Here is a 13,910-nt window from a genome sequence, read left to right on the forward strand (position 1 = left end):
CCCTCGGGGTCGTCGTAGTAGGTGTACTCGCCCACATCGACCGTCGGGGAGGTGATCAGCGGCTTGAGGAACGCCGCCCGCTCGTGTGCCGGCGATGGGTGCGGAACAGCAGGATCGACAGTCATGGCCCCCCTCGCATGAAGTTACATCGATAGTAAATTTACTTCTACACTCGTAAGAGTGTCAACGTAAATGTACTACCGGTGTAAGATTTTTTCCATGAGCAGTGACAGCGAACGTACGTCGTCGCGGCCTGCGGGCCTGCGCGAGGTCAAGAAGCAGGAGACCCGTCAGCACATCTCCGACCAGGCCACCCGTCTCTTCCTCAGGCAGGGCTTCGACGCCACGACGATCGCCGAGATCGCCGACGCCGCGCGCGTCTCCAAGAAGACCGTCACCAACTACTTCGCCCGCAAGGAGGACATGGCCCTCGACCATCAGGACGCCTTCGTCGCCACCCTGGCCTCGGCCGTGGCGGCGCGGCACCCCGGCGAGTCGGTCCTGGGCGCGCTGCGCCGCGCCTTCGCCGACGCACTCGCCGCACACGACCCCGTGACCGGCTTCACCGGCCCGGACTTCGCCCGGATGGTCGCCGACAGCCCCACCCTCACGACCTGCGTGCGCGGCCTGCACGACCGCCGGGAAGAAGCACTGGCCGAGGCGCTCGCCCAGGCCGAGGACGTACCGGGCGACGACATCACCATCCGCACGGCCGCCGCTCTGCTCGGCGCCGTACACCGCATCCTCTTCCAGCGGATCCAGTACCTCACCCTCGCCGGACGGACGGCGCAAGAGATCGAGGCCATCGTCGCCTCGGAGGCGACCCGCGCCTTCGACCTGCTGGAACCGTCCCTCCAAAGCCTCGGCACCTCCTGACCCGGAGCCCGGCCCAGGACGCGAGCGGTTCCGCCGGAACCCCGCCGCGACACAGGGCCTGCTCCACGGCGTGCTTCGACAGCCCGCCCGGGCGAGCTCCGTAAGCCGGGCGGGCCGCTCGTGCAGGAACCGGTCTCGTCCCAGGACCGGCAGTTCTTCTGCGTGCTGGAGCGACTGCACCGGATGCTGCGCCGGAGGGAGGTGTTCGCGACGAGGACGTGGCCCGCCTCTCAGCGTTCGTACGGCACCACATCACATGCTCGGCCGGTGCTCCTTCCAACTGCCTGGCCTTCCGGGCGGCCTGCGGCCCCTACGTGACCCGGGCACTCCTGACGAGGAACGACCGCGTGGACATCGCGGTGTCCTGCTAACGTCTGCGACATGAAGCGCGCTGCTATGACGACGACGCCGGAGAGTGTCCCGGCGCGCTGACAGACGACCTGATCCGAAGCCCCGGGGCAAGTGCCCCGGGGCTTCGTCGCAGGTCCGGTCACTTGCCCCGCAACGCCTCGCCAGCACCCGCGCGCGAGCGGAAGCGCCGGCCACGGCCAGCTGAAGCCACCCGATTCGGCTGGGCAGCCGCCGTCCTTGCGGGCGGCGGTCCCACCCACTCAACTAGTCAAAGTGGCCTGGTGGAAGTACATCCGCCAGCCCCTCTCCGTCAGGCGCCACACAGAACTCCGCCATGCCTGGCGGCCCTGGTTGTCGGTGAAGTACGTCAGATGAACGATGCCCGGAGAGAGGACGACTCCGGCCATCTCACTGACCTTGACCGGAGACTCCGGAGACACCGAGCCTCCGCTCGTCACCGTGAGGATCGACTCCACGTCCCACCGGCGCCCAGAAGCCCCGAACTCGATGAACTCCGGATCCAGAAGCTCCAGGACACGGGCCGGGGAAGCACGCACCTCGGGATCGAGAAGCCGCATCTCCCCATCGATGGCCGCCTGCACGGCCCGCTCACTCTCATCTGTCATGCGCAAACCCTACGGACGCTGCTTGCCAAGGCACAGTGAATTGCTCACTCGCCGCGACGACGGCACGGTGCTGCCGTCAAAACTCGCGAACATCTCTCGGCGGAGTGATCACCAACTGCCACCGGAACTCATGCACAAGCGCTGCCGCCAAACGTGAACGAAGCCACCGGGTCCTGAACGCGGAAGCCGAACGCGACGAAGTTCCTGCCGCGGCGGTTACCGTCGTGGGTGAGGGCCCAGCCCGCCGAGGTGAACTTCCGGCGCAGGCGAGCCTCCGTGGTACGGGCGACATCGGCCGGGACATCTTCGACCGTCCAGCTGAGGTCGAAGGTGACGACGTCCGGCAGGGTCTTTTCGATGCTGAGGCCGCCCGCGTAGCAGCTGTGGCCGGGGATTATTTGAACGGGCTTCACTGCCTTGTGGGGCGGCAGGGCCATGCCGTCGTACGCCCACTGCGCGCGGTCCGTCAGGCACTGGGAAAGCGTCGCGGGGTCGGCGGAGGGGTACTCCTGCTCCAGTGCGGAGCAGCCCGTGGTCGTCAGGGCGGCGAGCAGCAGGGTCAGAAGCGCGGCGGTCTTCTTCATGGATTCGACCGTACGAACGAGACGGCGCCGGTCGCATGAGCACGAGTACTCAAACCCGCAGGAAACCGAGGCCGACGTCTGGCCCCGCCTGCATGCCGTCCTGCTGACCGAGCTCCGCCGTGCCGACCTGCTGGACCCGGACGATTGTTCCGTGGGCGGATCGCACGTCCGGGCTCTCAAAGGGGGGATCATGTCGGCCCTTCACCCGTCGACCGTGCCCGCCCGGGCTCCAAGCACCATCTGATCGTCGATCGCCACGGAACCCCGCTTGCCGTCACGCTCACCGGCGGTAACCGGCACGACGTCACCCAGCTTCTGCCGCTGCTGGACGCGGTCCCACTGATCCGGGGTCTGCGCGGACGTCCCCGCCGCAAGCCCCGGCGACTGTACGCCGACCCGGGCTACGACTTCGACAAGTACCGCCGCCTGCTGTGGAAGCGCGGCATCAAGCCCGTGATCACCCGACGCGGTGTCGCCCACGGCTCAGGACTAGGCAAGGTGCGTTGGGTGGTCGAGCGCGCCTTCGCCTGGCTGCACCAGTTCAAACGGCTCCGCACCCGCTACGAACGACGCGCAGACCTCCACCAGGGCCTGCTCGAACTGGCCTGCAGCCTCATGTGCCTCCGCCGCCTGCGAACATCATTCTGAAACGATCAGTTGTCCAGCGGGGCTCCGATGCCGTGATCACGGCGAGATCATCTCCCGGCCCCGAGGAGCCGTGCTGAGCTACGGGATCTCGGGGTACTGAGGGCGCTTCCGCTTGAGCTTGGCCAGGTCACTGAGATCGATGCCCGTGGCCTTGGCATACTGCCTGGACCAGTCGGCGACGGCCTGCCGGAACAGGTAGTCGGGGCGACGATCCACCGGTTCCTCGCCGCGGTTCCGCAACTTAGCGACAGCCGCCCGCTCCAGATCCTGATCACCGCACTGACGAGCCAGAAGGATGGCCTTCGCAAGTCGTCCCGGCTCGTTGTTGGCCGGCGCGAACGACCAGACCCGGTCCCGGTGAACATGGGCGTCCGCCAGGAGCAGCAGCCCCAGGTCGTGGGAGTCGCGGACGAAGCGCAGGGACGGCGGCCCGTAGTAAGCGACGCCGGCGGAGACCTCAGAGGCGAGCGGAGCACTGCCCGTCGGCCAGGGATAGCAGGCAGCGGGAGGGATGTCAGTCGAACCTGCGTCGCCACACGGCGAGGGGTGGTCGATTCGGATGCCCACACCACCAAAGCCGTCCATCCGGTCACTGAGACCGCAGTAGTCCGTGTGCACCATCCAGCCGAAGAGCGACCGGTCGTAACGGTTCTTCCAGATCGAAAGCGTGGTGCACAGGCTTCCCCGGACGAACTCCAGATCGCCGCCATCGATGCTGGTAGGAGCCATCCCGAGCAGCTCAACAAACTGCTCGGCCATCCTTCGTACCGTCCACGGTCGCGTCACGAAGGCATGGTAGGTGCTACCCACGACGCGCTGACCGACCGGAGCACCAGCGCTCCTGCCAGCTCACCCGCCACCCGAAGATCGATTACGGGACAGCCCTTATGCCGGGGTCGGCGCGGGTTCCTCCAGCGCGACTACGACCATCACTGGGAGATCGGTGTCCTGCTGTACCACGCCAGCGGTCAGGACCCGTCCGTCGAGGGTCCACTTGCGGGCCGCGATGAACTCGTCCTTGTCCGTGGCCGTGAGCTCGGCCTCGACAAGGTGGCCGGCGAGCGGGGAGTTTTCGATCTCGGGGAGGAACTCGGCCAGCGCCTGCTCGCCTTGCTCGTAGACGGCGTCCAGGTCGTCGAAGTAACCGGACTCGTCGACGTCGCGGATCCAGACGGCGAACGAGACACGGACCGCCCCGCTGCGGAACTTCTGGCTCCATCCCCGAATGCCGTCCCTGCGCCAGGACGTTTCCACACCGTCGCGGGGCTTGCCTCCGGGCGTCCACTCCTGGGCCGCGAACCTTTCCGCCGCGCCCTCGACGGTCAGCGGGACCAGGCCCCGGAGCTCTTCCAGCATTGCGGTCACTGCAGCCATGAACTCATTCCACTCATGCCGTTGCCGGGCACGTGATACGCCTTCAGCTGTCCGCTGGCGTAAGCCTCGGGGAAGGCCTTGGACAGCACCTCGTTCACATGCGCGGCGCCCCATTCATTGGACACCATATAGCGAACCCCCTTGCCCCTGAGATCTTCGTTGAGGGCGAGCAGCTTCTCGGTCTGCGTGGTGAGCCGGCTCTCGTCGTAGAACTCGGAAGCAGGGTTGTAGGGGGATTTTTCCCACTCGCCGTGGTTGTCGCCGCCGGTCCACTTGGCTTCGGTGACCCAGCCGTCCCGTGGACCGCCGTCGATATGGACCTCTCGGCCGTCCGGCAGGATCCATTGCTGCTCGTAGCTCTGGTCGGTGACGAGTCGCTGGTATCGGAACGACGGCCGGCTGAGCTGCTTTTCGGTCAGCCAGCCCAGTCCCTTGAATCGTGAGTAGGGCGACAGGCCGAGGGGGTCGCAGACGGTGAACGGGTTGTGCACATAGGCGACCGGGTTCGGCGCGGGGGCAAGACCGAGAGGGTCTGGGGAGGTGTAGCGGCCGGTCTCGGGGTCGTAGTGGCGGAAGAGGTTGTAGTGGAGGCCGGTCTCGGGGTCGTAGTACTGGCCGGGGAAGCGCAGGGGGGTGTAGGCGGTACTTGAGCGAGTCCAGGCGGTGGTTCCCCAGAGGGTGCTCCTGGCGCGCCAGGCGATTTCGCCCGATTCGTCGATTAGCTCGGTGGGCATGCCCACGAGGTCGGTGGCGATGGCGAAGAATCGCCGGTCGATCTCCTCCTGGCGGATGTCCGGGGTGAGGAGGCGTTCCGTCTGAGACAGCGGGATCAGGCCACGGTGGTCCCAGGTGACGGCGACGGCATGCGGCAGGTCCGGCGTGTGGACCGTCTGTTCGCACAGGGTCCTGCCATCCCAGGTGAAAAGGATTTCCTCGGCCACTCTCTCGCCGTCGTCGGCGAGGCGCTGCTTGGCGGTGCGGCGGCCCAGGGGGTCGTAGCGGTAGCGCCAGCGGGTTCCGTCCGGGGTGATCACCGAGGTGAGGCGGTTCTCGGAGTCCCACTCGTAGCGCCAGGTGTCGGGTTTGCGGGACAGGCGGGTCTTCTGCCGCAGGGTGATGCGGCCGAGGGCGTCGTGCTCGAAACGGACGGCTCCGGCGCGAGTGATCGCCGTGCCGGCGTAGGTCCGCGCTCCGGTGGCTTCGCTGCCGGGGTGGCAAGCGGGCCAGGACGCTTCGACCTGGTTGCCGCTCGCGTCGTAGGCGTACCGCTCGGTCCAGCCCTGCGCGTGGACGGCGGTGACTCGGCCGGCCGCGTCCAGGTCGAAGGTGCGGGTGCCCGACAATTTGTCGGCCAGAGAGGCGAGATGGCCGTCGGCGCGGTAGGAGTAGCGGCGGTGGTTGAGGGAGCGGTCGCTGATCGTCAGGTGCTGGGCGGAGAGCCTTCCGGCCTCGTCCCAGGCTGAGGTCAGAGTGAGTGCGCCGCCGAAGACGCGCTCGAGTTCCCGGCCGGCCGCGTCATGGGTGAAGGCGACCTCGTGGCCGCCGACGGTCATCCGAGCTGGGCGGCCAGCGGTGTCGTAGCCGTATTCGGTGACCGCGCCGGTGGGGGTGATACGGCGGATGCGACGGCCCAGGACGTCGTAGGCGTAGCTTATGGCACGGCCATCGACGAGTTCGGTCTTGATCCTCCCCCGCCGGTCGTACACATAGGCGACCTCGCTGTCCGGCCCGACTGCCTGCAGCAGGCGTCCGGCCCGGTCATATGTATAGGTGGTCACCTTGCCCGCGGCGTCTTTGCGGACTGCTTGGCCGAGCTGGTCATAAGCGTAGGAGACGACACCGCCGAGCGCATCGGTCCTGGCGGTGAGCCGCCCGGCGTCGTAGCGGTAGGTGAGGGTGCGGTCGTCGAAGTCGGTCTCGGAGATGAGCCGGCCGGCTTTGTCGTACTTGTACGACCAGGTGAGCCCTTGGGGGGCGGTGACCTGAGTGAGCCGCAGGTCGGCGTCGTAGTCGAACTCGTAGCGGGTGCCATCGGGGTGAGTGCGGGCGACGAGAAGGTCGAAGTGGGTGTACTCGTAGTAGGAGACGCCCCCGGCCGGGTCGGTGTGGGTGAGGCAGTTGCCTTCGCCGTCGTAGGTCCACGACTCGGTGGAACCGTCCGGGGTGACACGGTGAGCGAGATTGCCGTCCGCATCCCATTCGAGACGCGTGACACCGCCCACCGGGTCGACGATGCGGACCGTCCGGCCCAGAGCGTCGCGTTCCAATCGAGTGGTACCGCCGGCTGGGTCGGTCACCTCCACCGGCAAGCCAGCAGCGTCGCAGTGCACGGTGGTGGCGGCGCCGAGGGCGTCGGTGACAGTGATGAGCCTGCCCCGGTCGTCGTAGGCGTATCGGGTGGTAGAACCTGACGGATCAGTGACGGCGATGCGGTTGCCGCGCTCGTCGAACTCTTGGAGCCACCGGGTGCCGTCCGGCCCGTAGAACTCTGTGGGCCATCCGAGCAAGCCCCGTGTAGTGCGCAGTTTGCTTCCGTCAGGCCGGGTGACCACGACGAGCCGGTCGTCCTCGTCGTAGGAGTGGGCGGTGGTGTGGCCGAGGGGGTCGGTGTGGGTGAGGAGGTTGCCGCTCGGGTCGTAGGTGTAGCGGGTGGTGTGGCCGAGGGGGTCGGTGGTGGCGATGACCCGGCAGCGGTGGTCGATGAGGTGGCGGGTGGTGTGGCCGTCGGCGGTGGTGCGGTGGCCGGTGTCGGGGTCGGTGTCGGTGTAGGTGAGGGTGATCTGGACGTGGCCGGCTTCGCCGCCTTCGGCGACGACGCGGTCGCGGTCGTCGTAGGTGTAGTCTTGGCCGGCGGCGGCTGGGTGTACCACAAGCAGCAGCAGGCTCGGTGGGAAGCGGTCCGCGCCCAAGGGCTGCGCTACGGGCTGTCTCAACTGGACGCCCTGCACCACGCCCGGTTCGAGGACGCGGTGCGCGACCTGATGCGCCGCGACGGCTGCCACGACGCGGTCCGCGTCGGGGGCGGCGGCGACCTGGGCGCCGACGTGAAAGCCACCGATCCCTACGGGCGGCACTGGGTGATCCAGTGCAAGCACCGGCGCAACGGCCTCGCCGGCTCCGCCGTGGGCACACCCGACCTGCAAGTCCTCAACGGCACCGCCCGCCAGGTCCACGGCGCCGACGTCGCGGTCATCGTGACCAACGGACGGGTCACCGCACCTGCCGTGGACTTCGCCAAGCAGCAGCACCTCCACGTCGTCGACCGCCACACCCTCGGCGTATGGGCGTCCGGCTCACGCCCCCTGTGGGAGCTGCTCCGCGCCGTACCGCCACCTCGCAGGCCGACGGCTCTCTCCTGAAGTCGCCCACGGCCGGTCCGTCGTCAACGTCGGCGATACCGACGCCCATTTCGGTGATCTCTGGCCGGGCGGCCGCCACGGTGATGCGCCCGTCGCCAGACTCGCGATCGTGGCCGACCCGAACCCCCATGACCGCGCTCCCCTGGACTCCCCCGACGGAGCAGGCCGGACGACTGCCTGCACCGGCCGGGTCCGATTCCCGCTGGTGCGGTGGGTGCTCGCCCCTCGTACGACCTGGCGGGCCCGGCGCCTGGCCGCCGCCTCCGGTGAAGGGATGGACGCCCGGACCGCGTGGGTGACGGCGCGCTTGGCCCGCCGTCCCGAGGAACGCGGCTTCGCCTTGTCCTACCTGGACGACGAGCGCCGCGCTGGGGACTGAGCGGGGTGCCGGTCAGATGGCCACCGCACGCCCGTCGCTGACGCGCTGCGATTCCCACTCGTCGAAGCCTCGTCCGCGCCCGCCACGCGACGAGCTGTCCGGCCGCGTCGCCCGGCACCACGCACGTCTCGGCCGGCACGCCGGGGGTACCGGTCGCGGTGCGGGACGGGGAAGCCCTCGGCGAACGTGCGGGTCTCGTTCTCGGCGACGCCCTGGCCGATCACCGGCGGAGGCAGCTCCCCGGGGAGGGTCCAGGCCTGTGCCGGCCACGGGTGGGCGGCGACCACCTGGAGGCGGGCGTCGCGCGGGGCTGCCGCGGCGAAGGCGAAGGCGAGCACGGTCTCGTCGGGGCTGTCCGCGTGCGGGACGACGACCACCCGGGGACCGGGTCCGGCCGGCGCCTCGCCGTGGGCCTCGTGCCCGGGCCGGGGCACCACGGCGACGGGGCACTCGGCGTCGCGGGCGCAGGCCATGCCGTTGGAGCCGAGCGGCAGGGCGGCGAAGCCGCCGCGGCCCCGCGAGCCGAGCACCAGCAACCGGGCGGCGGAGCCCGGTTCGGGCAGCACGGCACCGGGCGCCCCCCGGGCCGAGGTGCTCGACGGCCGCACGGCCGGTGTTCCTCCAGGTGGGCGCGGGCCCGGCGGAGGAGGGGATCGCCGTCCGGGCCCGCCGGCGCGGCGGCCGGCACCTCGGGCCGCACCCAGGGGCGTACTGCCGTACGTGCCCCACGCGCAGTGGTGCGGCGCGCCGGCGGGCGGCGTCCAGGGCCCGCTCCGGGGCGCGCAGGCTGTCGTCCGAACCGTCGGCCACCGCGATGACCGGCAGGGTGCTCGCGGGGTTCCCCGCCTCCGGAGTACGACCCTCTCCCCGAGGCAGCCCGACTCAGGCGGCGGCCCCGGGAAGGCGCTTCAGGTCCCATGTCCGGGAAAACGGGCGGAAGCCCTCCAGGTCGCCGGCCGGCGCACGGTCGCCGCGCGGAGCCGCCGGTGCCTAGGTCAGGTCGAACTCGCCCTCCCGTGCTCCCGACACGAAGGCGCCCCATTCGGCGGGCGTGAAGATCAGGGAGGGGCTTTCCGGGCGGGTGCTGTTGCGCATGGCGATGAAACCCTCCACGAAGGCGATCTGGACATCGCCCAGGCCCCGGCTGCTGGACTGCCACTGCGCGTTGCTGAGGTCCAGGTCCGGCTTGTCCCAGCCCGTGAACGCGCGCTGCTGGATGGTGCTCTCGGCCACGTCCGTGCTCCTCCCGAGTCGTCGTCCGCCGGTCAGCCTAGCGATCGCTTCCCACGGCCGACAGGCCACGCGAGGGGTGCCTTCTTGGGAGTCCGGGGCCGGGGCCCGCCGGCCGCCCCGAAGTTCCCGGCGGGGCGGTGGACGCGGGAAACCCGCGCCGCCGCGATTGAACCGGGGGCCGGGCGCGGACGTACTGGTGGTGGCAGGCCCGGTGACCGGGTCCTGTTCGCCATGCCATCGCACGACCGCACGGAAGGACCACCGGGTGCCGCTCTTCACTCGCTCCCGTCAACTGCCGGACACCACCGAGGCCGGGGCGGACACGGGCGGCGGCGGCGTCACGGGCGAGGAGGCCGCCGAGGAGACGGGCCGGGCGGAGGCGTCCGGCCCGCCCGGCTGGTTCGGCTGGCGCCGCCGCCACCCCCGTACGGCGCGCGGGGTCACCGTCGGGACGACCGTCCTGGCCGGCGCGCTGGTGCTCTTCGCGCTGCTCGTGCCGAACCGGCTGGAACGGCTCACCCCCGGCGCGTTCCTGCGCATCCCCGCCGAGGGGGTCCTGCTCGCGGGCCTGCTGCTGGCGCTGCCGCCGAGGCCCCGGCGCGTCACGGCGGTGGTCTCGGGCGTGCTCCTCGGCCTGCTCACGGTGCTGAAGTTCGTCGACATGGGCTTCTACCAGGTGCTGGCCCGGCCCTTCGACCTGGTCCTGGACTGGATCCTGCTCGGTTACGCGACGGACTTCCTGCGGGAGTCGTTCGGCCGCACCGGGCAGGTGCTCGCCGTGGCCGGCGTGATCGTGCTGTTCGCCGCCCTGCTGGTCCTCATGACGCTCGCGATGGCGCGGCTGACGGACCTGATGGTCCGCCACCGTCCCGTGGCCGCCCGGACGACGCTGGTCCTCGGCACCGCGTGGATCACCTGCGTCACCCTGGGCGTGCAGGTGACGGCCGGTGTACCGGTCGCCACCAAGGGCAACGCCGAGTTCGTCGGCAACCGCGTGGAGCAGGTGCGCGCCGGGCTGCGGGACGCGAGGGTCTTCGAGAAGCAGGCCGCCGTCGACGCCTTCGCCACCACCCCGCCGGACCGGTTGCTGACCGGGCTGCGCGGCAAGGACGTCCTGTTCACCTTCATCGAGAGCTACGGCCGGGTCGCGATCGACGACCCGGCGATGGCGAAGCAGACCGACGCGGTCCTCCGGGAGGGCACGCGTTCCCTGAAGGCGGCCGGTTTCGGCTCGCGCAGCGGCTGGCTGAAGTCACCGGTGACGGGCGCCGGGAGCTGGCTCGCGCACTCCACCTTCCTGTCCGGCCTGTGGATCAAGAACCAGCAGCGGTACCGCAGCCTGACCACCAGCGACCGCATGACGCTGACCAACTACTTCCGCAAGACGGGCGCCTGGCGCACCGTCGGCATCGTGCCGGGCGTGCGGCGCGCCTGGCCGGAGGGGAAGTACTTCGGCCTCGACCACATCTACGACTCCGAGCACCTCGGCTACCACGGCCCGTACTTCAGCTGGACGCCCGTGCCCGACCAGTTCAGCCTGGAGGCCTTCGAGCGCCTGGAGCACGGCAGGAAGGACCGTGAGCCGATCATGGCGGAGATCATCCTCGCCTCCAGCCACAACCCCTGGTCGCCCATCGCGCGCATGGTGGACTGGGAGGACCTCGGTGACGGCTCGGTGTTCCACCGGATCAAGAAGGAGGGCACCGACCCGAAGGAGGTCTGGAAGGACCCGGAGCGGGTGCGCACCGAGTACCGGCGTGCCATCGAGTACTCGCTGCGGAGTCTGACCGAGTGGGTCGAGCGCTACGGCGACGAGGACACGGTCCTGGTCTTCCTGGGCGACCACCAGCCGGTCCCCACCGTCACCGCCGGGGACACCGGCAAGGACGTGCCGGTCACCATCGTCGCCCACGACGACAAGGTGCTGGACCGGGTCTCCGGCTGGGGCTGGACCGAAGGGCTCAAACCGGCCGGGGACGCGCCGCGGTGGGGCATGGACGAGTTCCGCGACCGGTTCATGACGGCGTACGGGCCCCGCGCCTAGAGCGCGGGGATTCGTCCACGGCCCCGGGGAAGCGTGGTCGTGTCTCCACGGCCGGGCGCGGTGGCGGCGGGGCCGCCGGCGGCGGAAGGGGTCAGCGGGCCTCCGCGAGGAAGGCCGCGATCCGCCGGACGAACCATGCCGGGTCGTCCAGCCACGGGTAGTGGCCCGCGCCGGGCTGGACCGCGAACTCGGCGTGCGGGAACACCTCGGCGGCGCGGCGCGCCAGCTCCGGGCTCGGGCCTCCGTCCAGTTCACCGGCGAGGACGAGGACCGGGGAGGTGAGCCGGGCGAGCGCGGCCCGGGTCGCGGGAGGGTCGTAGGCGCCCTCGGAGCCGTACACGTCGGCGGCCTCGTCGTTGCACTCCTCCTCGGCGCGGGCGTCGTGCGCGCGGGCGGCGTCGTCCCAGCGTCCGTAGAAGAAGGGGACGAACACCGGATCGAAGCCGCCGGTCCCCGCGAGCCACGCCTCGAAGGCCGGGAAGGCCGCCGGGAACCACGGCTCGTCCTTCCTCGCCCGCGCCGCCGCCAGCCGGTGCCCGGCCGTCGCCGGCAGGCCCAGCGCCCACGGTGTGGCGGTGACCAGCGCCAGCCGGCCCACGCGCGCCGGGTACCGGGCGGCGTACCGCATGGCGAGGCTTCCGCCCGCGGAGTGCGCGAGGACGTCCATCCGCTCCAGTCCGAGGTGGCCGCGCAGCGCCTCGACGTCGTCGACGAGCCGGTCGCAGCGGTACGTCGCCGGATCCGCCGGCACGGCGGACTCCCCCGTGCCGCGCAGGTCGAGCAGCACGAGCCGGCGGTGGGCGCTCAGCCCGCCCAGCTCCCCGAGGTACCCGGAAGCCCGCATGGGCCCTCCGGGCAGCACGACCAGGGGTTCGCCGTCGCCCCGCAGGTGGTAGGCGAGCTCGGTCCCGTCCCAGGCACTGAAAGTCGGCATGCGCCGATCCTCGGGTGTCGCGGCGTCCGGCCGCAACGGGGTTGTGCCGCGGCGGGCGGGCCGGCGGTGCGGCGGCGCGCCGGAAAAGTGCGGGCCCGGCTCTTGTCTGGGAGGCCGTGGCCTGGATTACTGATCCCCGACAGATCGACCGAATGATCGGTCGTCCGGATTGACGCGGTAGGCGAGGGAGGTCCTCATGGCGGAGACGGCGGATCTGCTGGATGCGGGGGAACGGCTCGACGTGGACGCGCTGCAGGCGCTCCAGCTGGAGCGCCTGCGGGGCGCGCTGCGGCACGCCTACGAGAACGTGCCGTTCTACCGGCGGTCCTTCGACACGGCGGGCGTGCGTCCCGAGGACTGCCGTTCGCTCGCCGACCTGGCCCGCTTCCCCCTCACCACGAAGGCCGACCTGCGCGAGACCTATCCGTACGGCATGTTCGCCGTGCCGCGCGACCGGGTGCGCCGCATCCACGCCTCCAGCGGCACCACCGGTCGCCCCACGGTGGTCGGCTACACCGACAACGACCTGTCCGTGTGGGCCGACCTGGTGGCGCGCTCGATCCGGGCGGCGGGCGGCCGGCCCGGGGACACGGTGCACGTGGCGTACGGCTACGGCCTGTTCACCGGTGGGCTGGGCGCGCACTACGGCGCGGAACGGCTCGGCTGCACGGTGGTCCCGGCGTCCGGCGGCATGACCGCCCGCCAGGTGCAGCTGATCCGGGACCTGGAGCCGGACGTCATCATGGTGACGCCGTCGTACATGCTGACGCTGCTCGACGAGTTCGAACGGCAGGGCGTCGACCCGCGCCGCACCTCGCTGCGCGTGGGGATCTTCGGCGCCGAGCCGTGGACCGAGCGGATGCGGGGCGAGATCGAGGAGCGGTGCGCGATCGACGCGGTCGACATATACGGGCTGTCGGAGGTGATGGGCCCGGGTGTCGCACAGGAGTGCGTGGAGACCAAGGACGGACTGCACATCTGGGAGGACCACTTCTTCCCCGAGGTCGTCGACCCGGTCACCGGCGAGGTGCTGCCGGAGGGCGAGAAGGGGGAACTGGTCCTCACCTCGCTCACCAAGGAGGCCATGCCCGTGATCCGGTACCGCACGCGGGACCTGACCCGGCTGCTGCCGGGCACGGCCCGGGTGTTCCGCCGGATGGAGAAGGTCACCGGCCGCAGCGACGACATGGTGATCCTGCGCGGGGTGAACCTCTTCCCCACCCAGGTCGAGGAGATCGTGCTGCGCACGCCGGGCGTCGCGCCCCACTTCCAGCTGCGTCTGACCCGGGAGGGCCGGCTGGACGCCCTGACCGTGCGGGCGGAGGCACGGCCCGGCGCCGGGCCGGAGGTGCGGGAGGCGGCCGCGCGGTCGATCCGGGCGGCCGTGAAGGACGGCATCGGGGTGTCGGTCGACGTCGAGATCGTCGATCCGGAGTCGCTGGAGCGGTCGGTGGGGAAGATCCGGCGGATCGTGGACCTGCGTCCGCGCCAGGACCGGTGAC

At 70.6% G+C, this 13,910-nt stretch carries 11 protein-coding genes and 3 pseudogenes; 6 read left to right on the forward strand and 8 right to left on the reverse strand.

The annotated features are described in order from the left end of the window. Nucleotides 1–219: 219 nt before the first annotated feature. Nucleotides 220–876 (forward strand): TetR/AcrR family transcriptional regulator, encoded by a 657-nt coding sequence (locus AB0L29_RS20335; protein ID WP_365829022.1) that lies wholly within the window; start codon nt 220–222, stop codon nt 874–876. A gap of 611 nt (nt 877–1,487) precedes the next feature. On the opposite strand, the gene AB0L29_RS20340 is transcribed toward AB0L29_RS20335, so the two are convergent. After that, entirely contained in the window at nt 1,488–1,853 is a 366-nt protein-coding gene (locus AB0L29_RS20340) for a DUF4440 domain-containing protein (protein WP_365829024.1), read from the reverse strand. 128 nt (nt 1,854–1,981) lie between these two features. Beyond that, a complete protein-coding gene (locus tag AB0L29_RS20345) occupies nt 1,982–2,437 on the reverse strand; it encodes a hypothetical protein (protein WP_365829026.1) in 456 nt (151 codons plus the stop codon). A gap of 64 nt (nt 2,438–2,501) precedes the next feature. On the opposite strand from AB0L29_RS20345, the pseudogene AB0L29_RS20350 reads away from it, so the two are divergent. Then, a pseudogene (locus tag AB0L29_RS20350) lies at nt 2,502–3,085 on the forward strand (IS5 family transposase); the annotation flags it as partial. Between the two features lie 78 nt (nt 3,086–3,163). Here the strand turns inward: AB0L29_RS20350 and AB0L29_RS20355 are convergent. The 3 genes and pseudogenes from AB0L29_RS20355 to AB0L29_RS20365 form a co-directional block, all read right to left on the reverse strand. Then, the gene (locus AB0L29_RS20355) at nt 3,164–3,844 is read right to left on the reverse strand and encodes a hypothetical protein (protein ID WP_365829028.1); all 681 of its coding nucleotides are present in this window, start codon (nt 3,842–3,844) and stop codon (nt 3,164–3,166) included. 126 nt (nt 3,845–3,970) lie between these two features. After that, complete coding sequence (locus AB0L29_RS20360) at nt 3,971–4,459, reverse strand: hypothetical protein (RefSeq protein WP_365829030.1); 489 nt, start codon at nt 4,457–4,459, stop codon at nt 3,971–3,973. After that, a pseudogene (locus AB0L29_RS20365) lies at nt 4,447–7,302 on the reverse strand (RHS repeat-associated core domain-containing protein); the annotation flags it as partial. The gene AB0L29_RS20360 and the pseudogene AB0L29_RS20365, both read right to left, overlap by 13 nt. Here AB0L29_RS20365 and AB0L29_RS20370 point away from each other — a divergent pair. Together AB0L29_RS20370 and AB0L29_RS20375 are read left to right on the forward strand one after the other, a co-directional pair. Continuing rightward, nucleotides 7,240–7,818: a restriction endonuclease gene (locus tag AB0L29_RS20370; RefSeq protein WP_365829213.1), complete on the forward strand. Its 579-nt coding sequence runs from the start codon at nt 7,240–7,242 to the stop codon at nt 7,816–7,818. The pseudogene AB0L29_RS20365 and the gene AB0L29_RS20370 sit on opposite strands and share 63 nt — an antisense overlap. Before the next feature lie 109 nt (nt 7,819–7,927). Next, nucleotides 7,928–8,197, forward strand: coding sequence for a hypothetical protein (locus AB0L29_RS20375; protein WP_365829031.1), 270 nt, complete (start codon nt 7,928–7,930; stop codon nt 8,195–8,197). A gap of 85 nt (nt 8,198–8,282) precedes the next feature. Here AB0L29_RS20375 and AB0L29_RS20380 read toward each other — a convergent pair. Further along, nucleotides 8,283–9,073: pseudogene (locus AB0L29_RS20380) on the reverse strand (universal stress protein); the annotation flags it as partial. A gap of 114 nt (nt 9,074–9,187) precedes the next feature. Next, a complete protein-coding gene (locus tag AB0L29_RS20385) occupies nt 9,188–9,430 on the reverse strand; it encodes a DUF397 domain-containing protein (RefSeq protein WP_365829033.1) in 243 nt (80 codons plus the stop codon). 265 nt (nt 9,431–9,695) lie between these two features. On the opposite strand from AB0L29_RS20385, the gene AB0L29_RS20390 reads away from it, so the two are divergent. Further along, nucleotides 9,696–11,474, forward strand: a complete 1,779-nt coding sequence (locus AB0L29_RS20390) for a sulfatase (RefSeq protein WP_365829035.1) — start codon at nt 9,696–9,698, stop codon at nt 11,472–11,474. Nucleotides 11,475–11,565: 91 nt separating this feature from the next. Here the strand turns inward: AB0L29_RS20390 and AB0L29_RS20395 are convergent, their stop codons facing one another. Further along, on the reverse strand, nt 11,566–12,408 hold the full coding sequence (locus AB0L29_RS20395; RefSeq protein ID WP_365829036.1) for an alpha/beta hydrolase: 843 nt from the start codon (nt 12,406–12,408) through the stop codon (nt 11,566–11,568). A 196-nt stretch (nt 12,409–12,604) separates the two neighbouring features. Between AB0L29_RS20395 and paaK the strand changes: the two genes are divergently transcribed. After that, nucleotides 12,605–13,909, forward strand: a complete 1,305-nt coding sequence (gene paaK / locus AB0L29_RS20400) for a phenylacetate--CoA ligase PaaK (protein WP_365829038.1) — start codon at nt 12,605–12,607, stop codon at nt 13,907–13,909. The last annotated feature ends 1 nt before the right edge of the window (nt 13,910 follow it).

The organism is Streptomyces sp. NPDC052701 (assembly GCF_040678355.1).
Lineage (GTDB): Bacteria > Actinomycetota > Actinomycetes > Streptomycetales > Streptomycetaceae > Streptomyces.